Source organism: Myxococcus faecalis (assembly GCF_050039385.1).
Classification (GTDB): Bacteria; Myxococcota; Myxococcia; order Myxococcales; family Myxococcaceae; genus Myxococcus; species Myxococcus fulvus.
Genome location: NZ_CP144336.1, coordinates 9,795,947 through 9,817,319, shown reverse-complemented (window position 1 = coordinate 9,817,319; position 21,373 = coordinate 9,795,947). Strand labels below are relative to the sequence as shown.

Below are 21,373 nucleotides of genomic sequence, written 5' to 3'. Positions count from 1 at the left end.
TGCAATGCGATAGGAGCCCTCTTCCAAGGACACTCTCCTCCCACCTCAGGAAGAGGCTCACAACTCGTCCCAGAAGAGAGGGTTCTCAGGGGGCGCAACGGGCACGGATGCCTCGTAGCGGCCATTCCTTACAATCACACGACACCACAATTCCGTCCGACAATTCGGACAGACGTCAACGCCATAGGCCCAGAAACTGCCGTTCCGAAGCTCGTATCGAGGCGCATAGACCGGGCGCTTTTTGTTCGTCTCGCGACCGAAGACATCGTCTCCTCGCTCGAAGACTTGATCATCCAGCAGGCCGACATGGGACTGGAAGACGACCCTCACTTCGGCCCGGCAGTTCGGACAAGTACCATCCCAAACAAAACCGTTGGTCTGGCTCATGGCACCTCCGGCACCGACTGGTAGTGAATCCCGTTGACTTTCGCCTTCCTCCCATGGTTCCCCGCGAACCGCAAGAAGGTTCCGTCCGAGGAGACAAAGGGGATTCCCAGGGCTTCGGCGAACCCACTGTGGATGATGTCGTTGTAATGCGAGTGGTCACCACGTCTGGCTCGGTCCCCCAGACCTGGCTTGTTCTTGTTCGCGGCGTCGCGAAGGATCTTTTCGACCTCCTTGAAGCGATCCGTGTTCCTGAGATTCTTGGCGTTCTCTCCCGTCAACACCACGACATTCTTGAACTTTCTCAAGAAGCGTCGATGCGCTGCCTGGCTCCTCTTGATGTTGAGGATCTCGCGATAACCGGTCGGCGTGATGACCCAGAGATAATTGTCATTCCCAAGCAATTTCAGCGCATCGACGTGTCTCGGATTGGTGCTTCCCCTGTGCGCCTTGAATGCCATCATCACGACGTCACTATCAAGAACAGGGTCGACGGGCTCTGCCTTGCGCGGCGGAACCACCGAGGGCATCGCATCGTCGAGCATGCGCCGCTCGACCCCCGAGCCCGCGTGCAGGGCCTTGCTGTGGGCCTTGAGGAACCACGCTCCAAGTCCCGCGGTCGCCGCATTGAACGCCACTCCGCCTGGGGTGACATGGCCGAACGCGCCATAGTCCACGGCCGTGCTGGCACCGGTCTCGACGGCCCAGAGGCCGACTGCAGCCGTCGTCCCGGACACCGTTCCTGATTCAAGCAGGGCTAGTGCAACGGGAGGTGCAGCGAGCGAAAGCCCGACTCCCACCACGGCAAAAGCTCCACGGACGCTCTTCTGGAGCTCGCGCTGCCGCTCCTCCTCCATCCGTTCATAGGGCCCGCGGAAGTCGGTCAAGTCCCCCTGGTAGAAGGGCGATGAACCCCATCGGCCAGACAACGCCAGGCGCATCTCACAAGCACTGTGGCTCTCACCACTGATACAGGAGGAGCGTCCGTCGGGGTCCGTGTGCGTGAGAGGATTGGCGTTGCCATAGCCCCAGGGCTGCATGCCCATCGGCTCATCCAGATACGACTCCGCGCCCACGGAGTCCTCGGACAGGAACCGTCCGGTCCTTCCGTCGTACCAGCGCTGCTGGGCATAGGTGAGCCCCGCCGCCGCGTCCCATGCATGCCCCGTGAAGCCGACACTGGACTGGCTCTCACCCGGGACATGGCCCGCCCGGTATCCACCCCAGGCATCGAACCGGGACTGCGTCGTCAGGTTTCCGGTCCCGTCAACGCGCCCCACCGCGCTGCCCAGTCCATCGTGGACGATGCGCTCTCCACCCGAAGAGAGCGTCAGCCCCGCGAGCACCTCCTGGTGCAGCCGCGTGCGCCCGACAAGCTGCTCCTCGACGAGCTGCTCCCCCGCCCACACGTAGCGGGTGGTGCCCGAGGACGTGGTCCTCGACCGCCGCAGGCCGTCGTAGCCATAGCGGTACTGGGTCGCCGTCGTCACCGGCGGCGCACCGCCAACACCGGGCTTCTGGTCGCGGACCTGGGCCAGCCGCCCCTCCGCATCCCAGTCGTAGTTCGTCACGTCCGTGTCCGAGCGCTTCTCGCGCCGCACACGTCCCGAGCCATCCGTGAAGTACTCCGCCACGCGCTGTCCGCTCGAAAGCGCCTGGTCATCGATGGACTTCAGTCCACCCGCGCCGTCGAAGCCGTACACCAGGCGCCGTTGCGCCCCCGACGCCAGGTCGTACCCTTCCGTCGACAGCGAGCCGGAGTGGCTCGTGGCGAACCGCGCCCCCAGCCGCGTTCCATCCGCCGCGAGCCTGTACAGCTCCGCCGCGCCACCCGGGTAACGGACTCCCGTCAGCCGGTCCGCCAGGTCATAGCCATACTCCGTCGGCTCGTTGACCAGGGCGCCCAGCGCGTCCGGGCGTCGAGCGTCCTCGCGGATGCGATTGCCGCGAGCATCATAGGTGTACTCGAAGGCAAGCCGCGGCGCGCTGGGCGACTGGCTGCACTCCACATCCATCGCCACCGTCGTGGCCCGGACCGACGTCAGCCAACCACGGCCGTCGTAGCAGTTGCGCTCGACGAGTGAGCCGTCCGCGATACGCGAGAGCCGACTCCCACCCGGCTCCCACGCCACGGTGCGCTCGCTCTGCTGGACGCCATCGACGCGCATCCGCACGGCGTTGATGCGAGCCAGCGCGTCGTAGCTGAACTCCTCCTCGAGCCGAGCCCCATCCGCCGCGCGACCCGACGTGCTCCGGTGGAGCAGATCGCTCCCCGTCACATACGTGAAGTCGACCCGGTCATCCTTGTCCGTCGCGTGGTCCTTGCCGCGCTCGAGCCACTCGATGCGTCCGCGTCCGTCGTAGCTGAACCGGTTCAGCACGTTCCCGCTACCACGCGTCTCGTGCGCCTGCACCAGCGAGTCCAGCGCGTCGTAGGCAAAGCCCACACGGCTGATGTCCTGCTGGTCCTCCGACGAAGCCCCAGCGGTGATGGCCTTCCAGACCGGCCGTCCCCGGCCATCCACCAGCGTCTCGGTGATGTCCCAATCACTGCCACCCGACGTTTCCGAGTTGCTCGGGCTCGTCGAATGAACGACGCCGTTCACCCACGACGACACCCACTCGGAGGTCCCGCGCTTCCGCTTCGTGCTCCGCCCCAGGTAGTCGTACTCGAACGACTCCAAGGGCACCCCACCCGAAGGCCGCTGGATGGCCGTCAGTCGCCGCGCGGCGTCGTACTCGTAGTTGAAGGCCGCGAGCCCCGGCGGCGTCACCCGGCGCACTTCACCGAACGGGCCGTTCTTGTACTCCCACGCCTCCGCGGGCTTCGCGGGGTCCTTCCATACCTTGGCGAGGAAGCCACCCGCGTCGTAGGAGAGGTTCGTCTCCGTCGACTCGCCGCCCTTGCCGAACCACTCGCGCACCAGCAGGCCACGCGGCCCATAGAAGTACGCCCGCACGCGCTCGGCCGGGTCCGTCACGCTCTTGAGCCGACCGTCCTGCCGGTACGCCAGGTGGGTGGGCTCCGAGTCCGCGCCAGTGCCCAGGACGAGCTCGGTCAGCAAGCCCTGCTCGTACGTGTAGCGCTTCGACGGCTGCCCCGCGGGTTGCTCGCGGGCAATCAGGCCCACGGCGTCATAGGCCCAGGTGTCCGTCAGCCCGCCCTGCGTCCGGGACTCCATCTGTCCCAGGCCGTTCGTCTCCACCTCGAACTGCCGCGAAGGCAGCGTGACAGGCGGCGAGGCGCTCATCGTCCCCGTCTGGAGCACCGTCACGGTGCGCCCCATCCACGGCGACTTCGTCACGTACTCATACGAGTCCGAGCCCCGCTGCCAGTGCTCGCGCGCCTCCAGCGAGCGGCCCCGGTCATCGAACTTCTTGTGCTCGAACGTGAGCACCGTCGGAGAGCCCGTGCCACCCGCCGTCTGCTCCGTCGTCACCTGCTTCTGCAGCCAGGGCCCCGCGTAGCTGTACGTCGTGGTCCGGGTGTTCCCGCTCGTGCTCGTCCCGCCACCGGCGACTTCGAGCTTGTCCTCGCGCACCTCCTTGAGGACCTGGTAGCGCGCGTTGAAGTAGCGATAGGTCTTGTACCCGAGCGGGTCCGTCTCCACCGTCGCCGAGTCCGGCACCGAGCCATCCGCGCCCGGCTTCCCACTCAACCCATAGTCATACGTCCACGTGGCGCCGACGGTGTTCTCCCCCGCGGCCACCAGCTCCTTGCGCGAGAGCTGTCCGAAGGCGTCGTACCGGTAGCGCCAGTCCACATCGGGATGCGGCCCCACCTGGCGCACGGTGCGCCCTTCCCCGTCCACGAAGAGCTCCGTGACGGCGGCGGGGTTGGCCGCGTCCCCGGGCTCGTTCTTGCGGTAGAGGTTGCCCGCGGAGTCGTAGTGGTACGTCGTCGTCTCGGTACCCGACGCATCCGTCGGCACCACCTCGGTCAGCACCTGGCCCCGGGGGTTGTACGTGTAGCGCCACCGGGAGACCTGCCCCGAGAGCGTGCGGGACTGCTCCACCAGCCGTCCCGCCAGGTCGTAGTACTCCTCCTCCACCTCGGTGCGCGGCGTCCCGCCGCCCGGCAGACCGATGGTCCGCGTAATCGTCACCTTCCGGCGGTACTCGGAAGAATGCGTCCCGTCCTCGTAGCGACGCGTCTCCACGAGCTGCAGCGGCGCCGAGCCCGTCGCCATCGTCCGCGTGTAGCGCGTCTGGCGACCGAGCACGTCGCGATACTCGAAGTGCTCGTCCGTCTCCATGACGTGGTCCTGCTGCCGCGTCACGCGCCCCAGGTCGTCATAGTCCGTGGTGACATCGACGCTCGTCGCCGCGCCCCCCGCGAGGTTCGTCTTCGTCGAGCGCACCTGGCCCAGCGCGTCCGGAGCGATGTCCAGCACGTGGCTGGACGCGCTGTTGCCGAACGAGCGTGACACCACGTCGCCCTGGAAGTTCCGGCGCCACTCCTCGGTGCTGGCATCTCCGCTCAGTCCGTCCGCGCCCGTGTAGTCCCAGTACACGGGCCGACCCAGGAAGTCGTGACCGATGCGCGTCACCAGCCCGTTGTGGTCCGTGAGCTTCCGCGCGCTCCCGTTCGTGTCGAACTCCGAGAAGCTCTTCTCCACGGCCGTGGCGGGGCCGGTGGTCGTCCCGGCGCTGACGATGCGCACCTCCAGCAGCCGACCCGACGTGTCGTAGTCGTACTCGCGCTCCACACCCGACGCGTCCGTCGAGGAGACCCACCGGCCGTTGCGCAGGTGCCGCTTGCGCACCGCGATGGCCTCATGGCCGGGAGCTCCGTAAGGCGTGCGCTCCTCCTCGAAGAGCCCGCGCGTCGACTCCTCGCCCTCCGTCACCTCCCAGGTGTCCACCGTGCGAACGGGCGCGGAGCCATCCAGGTGCTCGGTCATCGTCACCCGACGGTTCGCGGGCGTGTACGTGTACGTCCAGGCCCAGCCCTGCGTGGGTGACAACTGCACGCGGTGACGGGTGACACGGCCCAGGCTGTCGTAGCTCCACTCCTCCCAGGTTCCGGTCTCCACCTCCGTGAGCTTCGTGACGTGGCCGAAGTCGTCGTACGTCAGCTCGCGCGTCAGCGTCCCCAGCCCCAGCCCATCCGTGGCGTTCGGGTTCGTCACGACGATGCGCTGCGACAACCCCAAGGCATTGGGATTGCTGTACGTCGTCACCTGTCCCTCGGCGTCGGTCTCCGACTCGAGGACACCCGAGCCGTCCGTCTTGAACCGCCGCGTCCCGGTGTTGCGCGCCGTCGTCCCGTTGCTGTTGGTGACGGTGACCCCCTCCACCTGCCCCTGCGGGGTGACGCGCGTGGTGAGGGACTGCGTCCCCGTCGTGGCGGGGGTGATGCGCTGGTCCGGGATGCCGAACTTCTGGTTGGCCGGGTTCGGGAACGTCTGGCGGACCACCTCCGCCTGGGTGCCGGGGGCGATGGGCCCCTGGTACTCATTGCCCCCAGGCGCAGTCACCTTCAGCGACAGCAGCCGGTGCGACGCGTCGATGTCGTAGTCCAGCTTCGACTGGTTGGGCAGCGTCACCTCCTTCGGCGACACCTGTCCATCCGAGCGCCACACCGTCTTGTGTTCGTTGAACGAGCCCACGGTGACGCTCTCGGCGCTGCCGTAGCTCGTCAGGGTGTAGAGCACCTGCACGCCATCGGGCCGCGTCACCGTGCGGCTGCCGCCGCTCGCGTAGACGTACTGGTACGGCCGGGGCCCCTTGCCCGAGCTCGTCGCCGAGTCGATGACCTCCGCGGACTGCACGTGCTCGTAGGTGCGGGACGTCCCGCTGCTCGCGTAGTCGGCGACCCACTGGTCGTGGAACGTCGGCTCGCCCAGCACCGGCACCGGAACCGCCGTCACCTGGTAGCGCGCCGTGCGCAGCTCGTTGACCAGGCGCCACTTGTTGTACCCCGAGCCCGTCTCGGGCAGCGGCGCGTACTCGTACACCCATGCCTGCTGCGGCAGGCCCGTGCGCCGCACCGCGCGCTTCAGGTTGCCCCACTTGTCGTGCTCGAACTCCACCCGATGGATGGCGTCGTCATCGGGGGCATCCTCCGGGTCCGTGGGCAGGTGCTCGTTCAGATACACGCCCACCGCCGACAGCAACTTCAGTCCCTGCGTCCGCGCCAGGAGCTGGAGCTTCTCCGAGGCCTCGTCCTCGTCGATTTCCTCGTACTCGAACGCCAGCGACACATGCCCGGGCGTCCGCGTCACGCGAAGCACGCGGTCCGAGTCCTGCGCGTACGTCAGCGCCGTCCAGCCCTGCTTCGGGCTGTCCTGACCCAATCCGTCCGAGTACTCGGAGAGCACCCACCGGCGCTGCTCCGCGATGCCCGTGTCCAGCACCGAGGGCCGCAGGAACCGGTACACCATGCCTCGCGGCGTCACGAACTCCGCGCCCGCGCGCGTCACCGTGAGGCTGCCACCGTGTGACTTGTCCGTCCGGCAGTCGCTCGCGGACTGGTCCTGACGAAGCACCGTCTCGCACCGGGGGAAGTCATACGACTGGCCGCTCAGGACGACGATGTAGCGCCCGAGTTCCTCCTCCACGACGAAGCCCTCGTACGCATGGGACCAGCCCACGCCCAGCGGCGTCATCTCGTTGCTCTGGTTGTTGTACGTGCGCGCGAAGCTCACGGACTCCGCCAGGTGCGGCACGGAGAAGTCCTCGTGCGTCACGCTCAGGTGCCCACCGGCGAGGTTGACGTTCTCCACCACCGACTGTCCCGCCGCGCGCGCGTTGACGAAGCTGTAGCGTCCCACCGGCTCGCCCAGCGCCATCTTCACCGGCGCGCTCGCGCCGAAGATGCCGGGCTCCGGCTCCAGCACCAGGAACAGCTCCCGCCCGCTCGACAGCATGTCGTGCATGCGGCCCAGGTCATTCGACAGCGGCAGCGCGAAGCGGCGGGCGCCATTCGCCCCGGGCTTCGTCAACAGGATGAGCGGCTGCTTGACGCGCGCGTTGCCCTCATCCAGGTAGCGCACCACCTCGTACGTCCCGACGCCCGTGTCGGCGTTCCGGCTGTACTTCAGCTCCGCCGCCTTCAGCAGCGTGTTCGCATTGCAGTCCGGCCCCTCGCACAGTCGGACGATGCCGTTCGTCATCGTCTCCGGTTCAATGGCGAAGTGAGCCATCGCCTTGACGGAGATGGGACGCGCGACCTCCGGTGACGCCAGGCTCGTCAGCGACGGGGACGAAGACGTCGCCCGCGCCATGGAGCGCTCCAGCGTGTCCTCGCTGCCCGCCGTCACGAAGTCCGTGCGCGGTGAGATTCCGTGGAAGTTGAAGCGGTACAGCACGTTGTCCGCGTTCCCGCTCAGGTACAGCTCGAAGTACAGGATGTCCGCCGCCGAGAGCACCTCCGGCAGGAACTCCCCGTCGCACGTGCCGCGGATGCGGCCGCCCTCGATGACCACCGGGCACTCGATGCCGAAGTCGTCCGTGCCCAGTCGCAGGCGGTACTCACCGCTCACCGTACCCGCGCGGCCCGGCACGTCCGGCTCCTGGAGGCCGTCGATGAGGAACTGGTACGCCAGGTCATCCTCGCTGGCCGAGGGCCTCGGCACACCCGTCAGCACCCGCCCCGCGTCCGGGCTGCCACCATCGGCGCCCGCCTCGTCACCTGGCCGGGCACTCACCGTCACCTTGCCCAGCTCCAGCACGCGGAACTCGTGCTCGCGGGCGCGGTCATACCGCTCCAGCGCCGAGCCATCCGACTCGCGGTGACGGTAGACGTTCTTCAGCCCCACCGCCCACTTGGGCAGCTTGTCGGGGTTCGTCTCCGACTCCTCGTCGGGCTCCACCTCGCCGTCGCGGTTCTGGCACTCGCCGGGCTCGCAGAAGTTCGGCGGCGGCGAGTTCACCTCGTCCGGCTGCAGGAAGCCGTCGTCGTTCCGGTCCCGCTCGTACATCGGGTGACCGACGACGTGCAGATAGTAGTTCGCGCGCGTCAGCGAGCTGAGCGACACCATCGCCCCGGACTCGTTCTGGTACGTCAGCGACGCCTGCACGGAGGCGGTGTGGCGACCCGGGCGCACCGGGAAGGCCACCACCACCGGCTGCTCCACCGCCGTCTGAGTCACCTGCACCAGCCGGCCCGCGAGCGGAGGGACACCCGGCGGCACGTCCACCACGCGCGGCGTCCCCGTGTCGCACCGCCCCTGCAGGCGCTGGGGCGACGTGGGCGGCAGCTCCGAGCAGAACTGCTCCAGCTCCTCGCCCGGCTCGCCACGGTCCCTCAAGATGTCGGGCTCGCAGATGCCACCGTCGGCCAGGAAGCCCGCGTCCGTGCACTCGGAGCCAGAGGAGCCACCATCGCCGCCACCGGACGCGCCGGCATCCACCACGCCGCCATCCGTGTGCGGCTCGGGGAGCTGACGCACGCGCCAGTGCGTGGCCATCTGCAGGAAGTCATCGCGCGTCGTGGCCGCGCCGCCGTGCCGGATGAGCGTGGGGCGCATGGCGACCTGCACACCCTCGGGCGTCATGCGTCGGGCCACGCGGACATCGATCTCGGGCGGGAAGAGCTTCAGGTCCGCGGGGATGCCCAGCTCGGTCTGCGTGCACCGGGACAGCGTCATCGGCTCGCCCAGCTCCGTCACCTGGAGCGGTCCGCCGGCCTCGTCGTCGGCCTGGCATCCACCGGTCTCCGTGCGGCTCACGCGGTTGATGGCCGGCACGATGACGGACGTCATGCCCGAGTAGCCCGTCGCGTGGTTCACCGCGAAGACCACCAGCCGGTCTCCCGGGTTCAGCCGCAGGGTGTTGGTGCGGTTGTCGCGGCAGTTGCCGTCGTAATAGCCCTGGTCCTCGGCGCTCAGCCCACCGGCATCCGCCCCGCCCAGCTGCCTGTCCAGCTCACGGCAGCGCTCACGCGCCATCTGCCGGATGCGAGCCGCCGGGCCGGTGCGCACGCGCGCGTAGTAGCCGTGCGGCGAATCCTCCGTGGGGCCCTGCGTGCAGGCCACGCCGTTGGGCGTGCCCGCGGCGAACGTCGCGATGGGATGCTCCAGGTCATCGGCGCGGAAGAAGTGGACCTCCGTCGACTTCACGTCCTTGAGCGCGATGTCCGTGTACTCGCCCTGCACGGGCGCCTTCTGGCTGTGGGCCTCCGGGTCGCAGTTGAGGGCCAGCGGCTCGCCGTGGCGGTCCACGAACGTCAGCGCGCCGTACAGCATGCGCACGTCCACCAGGATGTCCGCGCGCGTCGTCCTGCCGGGGTACAGCCAGTACGTCTGCGAGCAGACGGGGAACTGGTTGAGCGTGGGCGTGTAGTGCATCACCCCGTCCTCGCCCAGGCGCTCCACCATGCGCGGGCCGGTGGGAATCTCGGTGCAGGAGATGCCCATCTCTCCGCCCATCAAGCCCGGCACGGGGATGCCGTAGCCGCCCGACTCACCCGTCGTGCCCGCCGAACCGCTGCCGGGCCCCGTGAGCGTCACGCGCAGGTTCTTGAAGCGCACCGGGCTGTGGACCGCCTCGTCCCCGGCCTCGGAGAAGGTGTCCTCCAGCGTGCGCAGCCGCAGCTTCGCGCTCGCCGGGCCGCCATCGGAGGGCTCCACCACCAGCTCCGCCTCGAACTTCATCAAGCGGTGCGTGGACTTCGACTGCGCGGACAGCGTCAGCGTCGTCTTGCCCACGGGGAGCGCGACGCGAGGCGCCAGCGCGGCCTCACCCTCGCCCTCCGACTGCCAGGCGCCGGCGGTGGGCTCGGGCAGGTTGCCCGAGGGCCCCTGCGCCACGAGCTTGACGAGCACCGTCTCCGGATTCTCGACGTCATACGGGTCCGAGGAGACGAACTGCGAGCGGAAGTCGAGCGCCAGCGTGTACGGCATCGCCACCGTCTGCTCGGACGCGGGCTGTCCCACCGCGGGCAGCGCGGGCGCACGCACCTCCAGCTCGAGCTGCCGCTCCAGCGGCGCGCGCACCGAGCCCAGCACCGCGCCGGGCACGGCCATCCCGAGCATCGTGTCGAAGGCGTTGTACCCCGCCAGGTCCAGCCCACCGAGCTGGGCATGCGCCTGGGTCACCATGAAGTTCGTCATGAACTTCTTCCAGAGCGGCTCGGTCGGAGTGCTCCGCGGCCTCGAGCCCTGGAATCCCTCGCCCTCCTCCGTGCCCGCATCCGGCAGAGAGAGCCCCAGCGCCTGGGCGACGGCGACATGCTGCTCGTCGTTGAGCGGCACGTAGCCGATGAACTCCAGCGACGTGAGCCCCAGCGGCGCCAGCGGCTCCAGCGTCTTGCCGTTCGGCGACACCTGGGCGAAGCCCACGCGCTTGAGCACGTGGCGCTGCGGGTCATGTCCCAGCACCAGGGCCAGCCGTCCGACGGGGAGCTGGGCGCGGTTGGGGAACGTCACGGACACGGTCTTCTGCAGCCGCACGCCCGCGGGGCCTATCTGCCACAGCGCGCCGAGCGCCGCGCGTCCATCCATGGGCAGCGGCAGCGCATACGGCTGGAGCTCCGTGGCGGTGACGAGCCCACGCGTCATGCCGTCCTCGAAGAAGAGCCCATCCTCGGGCACGTCGATGTGCAGGTCGGGCTGACGGTCCGCGAAGCGCAGCGCCATGGGGTGCAGCGCGTCCACGACCTGCGCGGACGCCATGTCCACCGCGGTGAGCACCAGGGGCGCGTCCAGCGTGTCGGCCTCGTGGTTGACGAACAGGCGTCGACGCAGGCTCGGGTACGTGGCGCCCTCGGACGTCAGGCCGCCCTCATACCGCATCACCACTTCCCCACCCCGGGGGCTGAACAGCGTCCAGTTGCCGTCGGGGCCCGTCACGGTGGAGAGGCTCGTCCCCTCCATCGCGACCTTCACCCCGGGCAGCGGGCGGTAGTCCGCGTCGACGACGTAGCCGCGCACGCGCGTGAGCGGCCTGCGCACCGTGAAGTCGCTGGAGAAGTCGCCCCCCATGCCCGGCGGAGTCTCGGGCGCCAGGCCCTGCTTCACCTCGACCGTCAGGCGGGCCCCTTCGGGGAGAGGATCTCTCGCGATGAAGGAGACCGTCTGGGAGCCCGGCACCACCGAGTAGCCACCCGGCAGCGGCGTGGACTGCCCCTGGACACGGACGAGGAAGCGCTCCGACAGGCCCGTGCCCAGGATGGGCTTGTTGAAGGACACGCTGATGAGCGCGTCGGGTTCCACGCCCTGCTCACCGGCGCGGGGCGACACACCCGTCACCACGAGCGGGGCCTTGCTCGCCTCCAGGTAGCGCACGGTGACGCTGGCCGAGCCCACCATGCCGCTGCCTTCGCCCTCGGGAACCTGGCTGTCCTCGGCGGTCACGTGGATGACGTTCTCCCCGTGGGACAGCGGCACCTCCGCCGAGTACACGTCCGTCGTCGACGTCACCGTGCTCGTGCCGATGCGCACCTCGCGCAGCGGCGCGGCGCTCTCGACGCGGGCGCGCACCGTCACCACCGCGTCCTCGGACTCCGAGCCCTGCGCGGGCTCGAGGATGGTGACGCGCGGCGCGCCGCCCCGGAGGGTCAGCTCCACGGACCGCTGGCTGCGATTGCCCACGACGTCGGACGCGGTGACGACCACCGGCGTCGGCGTGTTGGGGACCAGCTGCACGTACGCGCTGAACGCGCCCGCGATGACGCGCGCGGGGGTGCCATTGACCAGCACCTCCGTCAGGTGCCGGTCTCCGGCGGTGCCCTGCAGCAGGTAGGGCGAGCGTGAGAGGCGATTCCACGCCTCGGGAGGCGTGGGCTCGGTGAGCACCAGGTGCGGCGGCGTGCGGTCCACCGCCACGGCGCGCGTCTGGGTGTGGCTGCGCCCCCGGGCATCCGTCACCTTGAACTGGAGGTCGTGGTCTCCATCATCGAGCGTCAGCGCGCCCGTGAAGTCGCGCCCGTTCACCGCCACGCCAACGCCCTGCACGGTGACGCGCAGCGGGAGCGTTCCACCCTCGACATGACCGCTGACGACGAAGCGGGCGCCGCCGTACACGCCGCCCTCCACCGGCGCCTCGACCACCAGCATCGGGTCGGGCTCCACGCCGGGCCCCGCGTCCTGGGGCGAACCCTGGCCGCCACCATCCGGAGAGGCCGTGCCGCCATCACTCGACGCGCCACCGCCAGCATCCGGGCGAGCGCCCGCGTCCGGCGTCCCACCGTCCGCCTCCGCGCGCGTGAGCGTGCGGACGACCTCCTCCGTGGCGCCATGGTTGTCGCGCGCGATGATGGAGATGGAGCGCGTCTGGCCCGGGGACAGCGACACGACGTGCGAGAAATCGCCCGAGGCCGAGACGGTCGCTGGCGCGCCATCCACCGTCACGGTGACGGTGCCCAGCGGCTCACCAGCCTTGGCGTTGCCCACCACCGTCACCGTGGCCGTGGTGACGACCATGTCCTCCGCGGGCGAGGTGACGACGAGCGTGGGCTTCGTGGCGCTGACGCGGACGGTGCGGGACACCGTCTCCACGTGCCCGTGGGCGTCCGTCGCGACGAGCGTCAGCGTGTTCACTCCGGCGGTCAGCGTCACGCGGTGGGAGAAGCTCCCATCCGACGCGAGCGTCACCGGGGCCCCGTTGAGGGTGAGCGTCACCGAGGACGCGTCCACGACGCGGCCGATGACGTCGGTGAACAGCTCCGCCACCTGGACGTTGTCCTCCGGCGCAGTGACGATGATTTCGGGCTTCTTCGAGTCGCGAATCAGCGAGACGGCATGTCGGGTGACGTTGCCGGCCTGGTCGGTCGCGACGACCTCGAAGAGGTTCGTCCCCTCCACCAGCGCCAGCGACGTCCGATAGCGCCCGTCGCCGCCAGGGGAGAGCTCCGTGGCCCCCAGCTCCACCGTCACGTTCGACCAGGTGTCCGTCACCTGGAGCACCAGCTCCAGGCTCTCCTGGGGGGTGCTGGTGCCATCCGCGGGGCTCACCCGCGTCACCACGGGGGCCGAGCGGTCCACCGTGAAGTAGACCGTCCGCGAGTCCTCGTTGCCCAGGTCGTCCGAGGCGGTGACGACCAGCGTGTGAGGGCCCTCCCCGGTCACGGGCGTCCCACGCTCGAAGGGTGCGTCATCGAGCGTCGCGGACGCCGTCACCGTGCCTTCATCGGTGACGGTGTAGTTCGGCGTCACCGTCTCCTTCGTGATGAGACCCTCGGAGACACCCGTGATGGTGATGACCGGGGCCTGGGCGTCCACGCGGAATTCGCGCCGGACCTCCGTGCGGTTCTGCGCCTGGTCGAGCGCGACGGCGACGAAGACATGGGGCCCATGGGTGGTGATGGGGTCACCCGACGTGTACGGCGCTCCGTCCAGCGTCCCCGTCACCGAGAGGAAGTTCGCGTCGGTGGCGGAGAAGGTGATGGCCACCGGCGCGGCGTAGCGGCCCCCCTCCTCCACGCCCGTCACCGTCAGCGACGGGTCCGTCCGGTCGATGGTGAAGGTGTGCTCCTGCCGCGTGACGTTTCCGGCCTGGTCGGTGGCCTCCACGATGAGCGTGTGCAGCCGCTGCAGGGTGATGGGGTCACCACTCGCGATGGGATTCCCGTTGAGCGTGGCGGAGATCGACACGCTCGTGAGCGAGTCCGTGGCCTCGAACCTGGGAACCACCTCCTCGACATCCACCACGGGGCTGCTCGGCAGGCCCGTCACCGTGAGGACGGGGGGCACCGGGTCGAGGATGAAGTTCACCACCTCGCGGGAGAGGTTGAAGAGGTCGTCCTCGGCGGTGACCTCCAGCGTCAGGTTGCCCCAGATGGGTGTGGCATCCCCGCTGTTGAACGACTCGCCATTCAGCCGCGCGCGCACGTCGACGGGACCTCGCGAGTCATCCGTCGCGCTGTAGTGGATGACCACCGAGGACAGCTTGCTGATGAAGCCCTCGTGGACCCCGGTGATGGTGATGACGGGTCCCAGCGCATCCACGAAGAAGTTGCGCGTCACGATGGACGTGCGGCCGAAGCGGTCCTTCGCGGTGAGCTGGAACGTGTGGGCCCCATGGGCAGAGATGGTGGTCCCCTGCTCGTAGGGTGCGCCGTCGAGCGTCGAGACGACGGTGTCCAGGGTCAGATCCGTGACGCTGAAGAGGATGACGGCGCTGGGATACCGGCCGCCGTTCGCCACGCCGCTGACGGCCACCACCGGCGCCGTCCAGTCGAGGATGAAGTGGATCTCCCGGGTCGTCGCGTTGCCCGCGGCGTCCGTGGCGGTGACGATCAACGTGTAGGACCCCACCGTCGAGACGGTGGTGCCGCTGGTGAAGGGCTGGCCGTTCAGGGTCGCCACCACCGTGGGCGGCGTCCCTGTGTCGTCCGTGGCGCTGAAGGTGATGGTGAGCGGGACGTCGCGCTCCCATCCCGCGTCGACCCCCGAGACGGTGACGACGGGCGCCGTCGTGTCGAGGCGGAAGCTCCGCGTCACCGTGGTGGTGAGCCCCATGGTGTCCGTGGCGCGGACGACGAGCGTGTGCGCGCCCTGGCTGGAGACCGTCACGCCGCTGGTGGCGGGGTTGCCGTCCAGCCACGCCTCCACGCGCGTGGCGCTCTGGTCCGTGACGACCCACGACAGCGTGGGCGGCACCTTCACCGAGGCGTCCGGCGCCACCCCGCTCACGACGATGGTCGGAGGCGAGGCATCTCCGGCGACCGCCTGACGGACCTGTTCCACGCGAGGCGCATCACTCGCGGCGGAGGTCTCGGGACGAGACCGCTCCTGGCCACACCCCAGCCACAAGCCGAGGAGGGCCACCACCCACACGCCACGACCATTCATGGAATTTATTCCTTGCCCGTCTGACTCGTGGCGACGGACGCGGCGGCGTCCAGACGCTCCGGGTGGGTCTTCACGGCAATGCGCTCACGAAGCGCCTTCATGAGCTGCGCCTGCGCGTCACGCCGCGCGTCCGACTCCAGCCGCCCCCGCGCTTCCTCGAAGGTCGGCACCACCGTCTTCATGTCCGCGACGGCCTCGAGCAGATGCAGGCCATACGCCGTGGAGAACGGCCGCGAACGCTCGCCCTTGGAGAGCTGCGCGGCCTCGGTGAAGAACACGTCGTCCACCTGGCCTTCGAGCACCGGCCCCAGGTCTCCGCCTCGCGCCGCGCTCACCGTCTCCTCGGAGGTCTCGCTCGCGACCTTCTCGAAGGGCTCACCGCCCGCGAGCCGCGCGAACAGCGCGTTCATCCGCGACTGCGCCCGGGCCCGCGTCTCGTCGTCCGCGCCCGGAGGCACGCGCACCAGGAGCTGCCGCACGTGGACCTCGCGGCGGCCGAGCTGCTCCCGCGTCGCCGCGTAGCGCTCCCGCAGCCGGGCCTCGGTGGTGACCTCCGCCAGGTGCTTGTCGAGCAGCGCATGGGCCAGCACCTCGCGCTCGGCGCTGCGCAGGCGAGCCTGGACGGCCGCGTCCTCATGCAGCCCCGAGCGACGGGCCTCCTCGGCGAGCAGCGAGCGCTCGACGAGCGCGTCCAGCGCCTCGCCCGACGTGGGGCGTTCGCGCGAGCTGCGCGAGGCGATGAGCGCGGAGACGTCCGCCTTGGAGATGTCGCGCTTGCCGACCTCGGCGACGAGGCTCTCGTCCTGGCAGGCGCCCAGGGTGAGCGCGAGCAGGACCCACGCGCAGCAACGCCATGCGCGCCGGAGCCCCGGGCGCAGCGCGGTTCGGTCTTCAGGGCACACGACGCCGTCGACGGCGCCCAAGCCGTCCGAGACAAAGAGATGCACAACCCCTCCCGCCTGCGCCCTCAGGGCGTCCCAGGCATGTCGATGCTCACCGAGCCCGTCTCACGCAGCCGGGCCAGCAATCCTTCCAGAACCTTTCGCTTCCACTGCGGCAGCGCCCGCCCCTCCACCTCCGCCCTCACCTCCTCGAACGCGGGCACCCTTGCCTCCCTGCGCTCCAGCAGCCGCACCACCGAGTACCCCTTCGCCTCCGCCACCACCGCGCTGGTGTCCCCCACCTTCTTCAAGCCGAACGCCGCGCTCTCCAGCTCGCGGTCCGGCAGGTCTCCCCGCGCCACCCAGCCCAGCTCCCCGCTGCGCCCATCCCCGTCCGCCGCCACCTTCTCCAGCGCCTCGCCGGACTTCAGGCGCTGCGCCAGTCGCTCGGCCTTCTGCTTCGCCTGGGCGCGCTGCGTCGCAGTCGCACCGGGCGACACCACCACCTGCACCCGCGCGAGGCGCAGGCGCTCGGGCTGGGCCAGCTCGTCGCGGTGCTGCTGGTAGTACTCGCGCAGCGCCTGCTCGCCCGGCGTGCCCGCCGCCTTCTCCTCCGCCGCGAGCAGCTCCTGGATGACCAGCCGCTCCTCCAGGGCCTGCACCTGCTTGTGGATCTCCGGCTTCTGATGGAGGCCACGGACCCGGGCCTCCTGGGCCAACAGGCGCTTGTCGATCATGGAGCGCACGAACTCGCGCTGACCGGCGGGGCGCTCGAACTGCTCGCGCAGGGGCGAGGGCAGCCGGGCCGACTCCTCGGCCAGCTCCGCCTGCGTCACCACGCCACCATCGAAGCGGCCCACGACGGGGCCCTCCCCCGCGTGGGAGGGACTCGCGACGGGGGCCGGCTTCGTGCAGGCCGCGCACAGCGCCCACGCGACCAGCAGGACCCGACGCGTCCGTATCGTCCTTGGAGGGACGCTTTCCTTCCGCCCGTTGGACCCAAAACGAGGAACGACGGGATTCGCACCTTGCGCCATGTTGGATATACGATTCAGCGCCACTTCTTGGTTGTCGCTTCACGCGTTGCTTGCGGCTTCCGCTCGAGAACGCGGAGCTCCCACACGCAAGGTGAAGGCCCCGAGGTTGATTCCACCCATGCACACGCGCTCCATCCGAACCCGAGTCCTCTCCGCCGCCCTCGCCGTCCTCGCGCTCTCCGCCTGCGGGGGGGGAAGCGCGGGCCCCTCGAAGCAGGCGCCCCAGGACTCGAGCCCCGTCGTCGCGGTCATCAATGACCGCAACCTGACCGCCAACGAGGTGAAGGCGAAGCTGGACGAGCAGCCCCTGTTCGTTCGCAACCGCTACGCCACGCTCGAGAAGAAGAAGGAGTTCGTCGACAACCTCGTGCGCTTCGAGCTGCTGGTGCAGGAGGCCCGACGTCAGGGGTTGGAGGACGACCCGGAGATCAAGGCGACGGTGGAGAAGGTGATGGTGCAGAAGCTGCTCCGGAAGCAGCAGGAGGCGGCGGCCGGAAAGCTCGACGAGCCCGAGCTGCGCAAGTACTTCGAGGAGCACCAGTCGGAGTTCGTCCGGCCCGAGCGCGTGCGGGTGAGCCACATCTTCCTGGAGGCCCCGCAGGCCGACGCGGCCAGGCGGGCCCAGGCGCGCACCGCGGCGACGAAGCTCCTGGCGGACCTGAAGGGCAAGGAGGCGGGCCCCACCAAGAGCGCCTTCGAGCTGGCCGCGTCCGAGCAGTCGCAGGACCCCGTATCCAAGTCCTCGGGTGGAGACCTGGGCTTCCGCAGCCGGGAGGAGCTGACGCAGAGCTGGGGCGCCACGCTGGCGGAGGCGGCCTTCGGGTTGAAGACGCCGGCGGACATCGGCCAGGTGGTGGAGACGGAGAAGGGCTTCCACCTGGTGAAGCTGCAGAGCCGTCAGGTGGGAATGGACCTGTCCTTCGAGCAGGCCCGGCCGCGCATCGAGGCGCGCCTGTTGGGTGAGCGCCGCTCCAAGGCGATGGAGGGCTTCATCGACGGCCTGAAGTCGAAGGCGAAGATCGAAGTGAAGGACGCGGCCTTGGAGCAGGTGAAGATCGAAGGCGCGGACAACAAGGCCGCCGAGCCCGCGACGGCTCCGACGGCGCAGCCGTAGCGCTGCGGCCCTCGCGTCATGCAGTGCACGAGGGAACCCATGACGTGCTGGTGGGTCCACGGCACATGCTCTACCGTCGACCCTGCCTGCTCATGGGGGGTCGACGCCGTGAATCAGACTCAGCTTCTCGCCAGTTTGACCCGGTACATCGCCGAAGAGATTCTCGAAGGTGAGGCGGAGGAGCTCCTGCCCTCCACGCCCCTGCTCGAGCTCGGCATCCTGAACTCGCTGGAGACAGCGCGGATGATGAGCTTCATCGAGAAGCAATACGGCATCACCATCCCCGCGGACGCGATGCGCGTGGAGAACCTCGCCACCCTGTCCGCAATCACAGCCATGGTCCAGGCCTGCGCGCAGGCGTCCCAGCGATAGCGCCCCTCAGCCTCTTCGCTGCTGGCCCTCCAACAGCGCCTGGACCTGCTCGTCCGTGAGCTGTTCGAGCAGGTCGAGCTGTCCCGCCAACGCCTCCAGGTCCCCTCCTGGCAAGGCGGTGGGCACCTCGGGCGTCGCGGGGCGATCGAACCAGTACCGACTGCGCTGGAAGCAGCTCGTCGGGAGCACCACCTTGTCGTGGGCCCTGTCCCGATAGACCTCCGACCACGCGACCTCGGCCCCCGCGGCCACCAGGCCCGCGAGGCTCTCGACGAGCACGGTCCTGTCATCGTCCGGTGCACGCAGGCTGGGGAACCAGGGGTGCGCTGGCACGGGACGGACACGCAGCCCCAGGGCCATCCAGCCCGCGCCGGGGCCCACGTCCAGAGAGCCGCTCACCCCGTGCCCCCTCAACGCGTCCATCGCGGTGAGCCATTGCCCAGGGGCCCCCGGGCGCTCTCGCCAGCACTCCGCGCTCGGCGCCTCCATCACCTTTCCCGTGAGCGCGGACAGCCAGGGGACGCGGGGTCGTTCGTGCACCTTCGAGCGCGCCGCCGCGGCCACCGCCTCGCGCGCGGCGCTCCAGGCCGTCAGGGTGAGGGCGTGTGACGTGTCGCGCGACTCGGCATGAATCCCCTGCTCGAGCAGCTCCGCTCGCGCCGCTTCGATGGCCGCGCGAGTGCCTGAGAGGATGCCGCGCCCCTCGCCATCGAGCCCCAACAGGCACACGTCCGGAAACCTCGGGAGGACATCCGAGAGATGCTCGGGCTGCTCGACCCTCAGCTCGGCGCCAGGGGCCGCGCGCTCGAGCTGCTCACCCAGCGTCGCCACGAGCGCCATTCCATCCGCCCAGGTGAGCACACCCGCGGCACAGGCCGCCGCGTACTCTCCTACGCCGACGCCCAACACCGCCGACGGCGCGATGCCCCACGCCCTCCACAGCTGAACCAGTCCACACTGCACCGCGAACATCCCCGGAAGCGTGAGGCCTGGTCCCAGCGGGCCCGAGTCCGCCCCTCGCACGGAGAAGAGCCCCGGGACCAGAGGCCGGCCCAGCGCGCCCTCGCAGTGGAGGATGGCTTCTCTGAAGACAGGCTCGGACTCGAAGAGTCTTCGTCCCCAGCCTTGCCATTCCCACGCCCAGCCCGCGAACAAGAACGCCAGACGGGGCCGCTGTCGCCCGGAGCCGGTCCACACACCTGGCACCTGGTCGCCTTGCATGAAGCCCGTGAGCTTCTGGCGGGCCTCGCTGTCGCTCGACGCCACGAGAGCGACCCGATGCGCGAACGCGACCCGGCCCGTGTTGGCCGTGAAGCAGACGTCCCCGAACGAGGGCCGGTGCGCCGTCTCCGCCGAGAAGTGCTCCACGTAGCGCCGCGCCAGGGACTGGAGCGCTGGCGCGGAGCGGGCCGACAGCAGCAGCAGCTGGGGTGACGGTGCGACCTCCATCGGGGCGGACTCGACGAGGGGCGCCTCTTCGACGAGCACGTGCGCGTTCGTCCCGTTGAAGCCGAACGCCGTCACTCCGGCGATTCGCCGCTTCGCCCCTCGCGCCCAGCGCATGCGCTCGTGCGGCACGACGACGGGCAGCGCATCCCAGCGGATGTTGGGGTTGGGCGTCTCCAGGTTCAGGTGCGCGGGGATCTCCTCGTGTTGGAGCGCGAGCACGACCTTGATGATGCCCGCCACCCCCGCCGCGCCCTCGGTATGGCCGATGTTGGTCTTCACGGAGCCGACGACCACCGGCGCCTCTCGCGAGTGCGCGGGCCCGAAGACGCGGCCCAGCGCCTCCATCTCGATGGGGTCCCCGATGGCCGTTCCCGTGCCATGGGCTTCCAGGTAGCCCACCTGCTCGGGCTCGACACCGCCGGACTTCAGCGCCGCGCGCATCACCTTCGCCAGCGCATTGCCATTGGGAACGGTCAGACCGCTCGACTGACCGCTGTGGTTGGTCGCGGAGCCTCTCAGCAACGCCAGGATGGGGTCCCTGTCCGCGACCGCGTCCGACAGTCGCTTGAGCGCGAGCATCCCGCAGCCCTCGCCTCGCACGAAGCCATCCGCCGAGGCGTCGAACGTGCTGCACCGCCCCTTCGCGGAGAGCATGCGCATCGCGCAGTTCACCACGGACGTCAGCGGCGACAGGATGAGGCTGATGCCACCGGCCAGGGCCAGGTCACACTCGCGCGTCCGCAGGCTCTGACATGCCAGGTGCACCGTGACCAGCGATGACGAGCAGGCCGCGTCGACGGCCATCGTCGGCCCCTGCAGTCCCAGGCTGTAGGCCAGCCTCCCCGCCGCGACACTCAACCCCGAGCCCGAGGCGGTGTGCAGGTCGATCTGCGTCGCATCCGTCATCAGGTGCGAGAAGTCCTCGTTCATCATGCCGACGAAGACGCCCGTGGAGCTGCCCTTGAGGTCCGCCGCCGACAGGCCCGCGCGCTCCAGCGCCTCCCAGGTCACTTCCAGGAGCAATCGCTGGTGCGGGTCCATCCGGGACGCTTCTCGCGGAGAGATGCCGAAGAACTGCGGGTCGAAGTCCTCGACTCCCCGGATGAAAGCGCCGTGCCGCGTGTACATCTTCCCTGGCGTCCCCGGCGCCGGGTCGTAGTACGCGTCGACATCCCAGCGCGAAGAAGGGATGGGAGCGATGGCCTCCCGCCCCTCCTTCAACAGCTCCCAGAAGGCCTCCGGCGTGTCCGCGCCTCCAGGGAAGCGCAGGCCCATCCCAATGATGGCGATGGGCTCGCTCAACGCCAGCGACAGCTTCGACTCGACCTTGCGCGCCAACAAGGCCAGCTTGAGTGGCGGCAGGTCACTGAGGCGGGGGGTGGAATCCGTCGTCATGGT

7 protein-coding genes are annotated in these 21,373 nt (G+C 69.5%); 2 read left to right on the top strand and 5 right to left on the bottom strand.

The window, feature by feature from the left end:
- Nucleotides 1–57: 57 nt before the first annotated feature.
- The 4 genes from VZQ01_RS39310 to VZQ01_RS39295 form a co-directional block, all read right to left on the bottom strand.
- Nucleotides 58–387, bottom strand: coding sequence for a hypothetical protein (locus tag VZQ01_RS39310; RefSeq protein WP_426746195.1), 330 nt, complete (start codon nucleotides 385–387; stop codon nucleotides 58–60).
- Entirely contained in the window at nucleotides 384–15,122 is a 14,739-nt protein-coding gene (locus VZQ01_RS39305; protein WP_426746194.1) for an RHS repeat-associated core domain-containing protein, read from the bottom strand. Before VZQ01_RS39305 ends, VZQ01_RS39310 begins: the two co-directional genes overlap by 4 nt.
- A gap of 5 nt (nucleotides 15,123–15,127) precedes the next feature.
- On the bottom strand, nucleotides 15,128–16,024 hold the full coding sequence (locus tag VZQ01_RS39300; protein ID WP_426746193.1) for a peptidylprolyl isomerase: 897 nt from the start codon (nucleotides 16,022–16,024) through the stop codon (nucleotides 15,128–15,130).
- Nucleotides 16,025–16,089: 65 nt separating this feature from the next.
- The gene (locus tag VZQ01_RS39295; protein WP_426746192.1) at nucleotides 16,090–16,863 is read right to left on the bottom strand and encodes a peptidylprolyl isomerase; all 774 of its coding nucleotides are present in this window, start codon (nucleotides 16,861–16,863) and stop codon (nucleotides 16,090–16,092) included.
- Nucleotides 16,864–17,158: 295 nt separating this feature from the next.
- Here VZQ01_RS39295 and VZQ01_RS39290 point away from each other — a divergent pair, with 295 nt between their 5' ends.
- Together VZQ01_RS39290 and VZQ01_RS39285 are read left to right on the top strand one after the other, a co-directional pair.
- Nucleotides 17,159–18,154 carry a peptidylprolyl isomerase gene (locus VZQ01_RS39290; protein ID WP_426746191.1) on the top strand — a complete coding sequence of 332 codons (996 nt, stop codon included), beginning with the start codon at nucleotides 17,159–17,161 and terminating at the stop codon, nucleotides 18,152–18,154.
- Between the two features lie 108 nt (nucleotides 18,155–18,262).
- Nucleotides 18,263–18,526 carry an acyl carrier protein gene (locus tag VZQ01_RS39285; RefSeq protein ID WP_223747410.1) on the top strand — a complete coding sequence of 88 codons (264 nt, stop codon included), beginning with the start codon at nucleotides 18,263–18,265 and terminating at the stop codon, nucleotides 18,524–18,526.
- Between the two features lie 6 nt (nucleotides 18,527–18,532).
- On the opposite strand, the gene VZQ01_RS39280 is transcribed toward VZQ01_RS39285, so the two are convergent.
- Entirely contained in the window at nucleotides 18,533–21,370 is a 2,838-nt protein-coding gene (locus VZQ01_RS39280; protein WP_426746190.1) for a type I polyketide synthase, read from the bottom strand.
- Nucleotides 21,371–21,373 lie beyond the last annotated feature (3 nt).

Coding starts and splice junctions, on each gene's coding strand:
- VZQ01_RS39310 (WP_426746195.1), bottom strand. CDS start 387: ATGAGCCAGACCAACGGTTTTGTTTGGGATGGTACTTGTCCGAACTGC.
- VZQ01_RS39305 (WP_426746194.1), bottom strand. CDS start 15,122: ATGAATGGTCGTGGCGTGTGGGTGGTGGCCCTCCTCGGCTTGTGGCTG.
- VZQ01_RS39290 (WP_426746191.1), top strand. CDS start 17,159: ATGCACACGCGCTCCATCCGAACCCGAGTCCTCTCCGCCGCCCTCGCC.
- VZQ01_RS39280 (WP_426746190.1), bottom strand. CDS start 21,370: ATGACGACGGATTCCACCCCCCGCCTCAGTGACCTGCCGCCACTCAAG.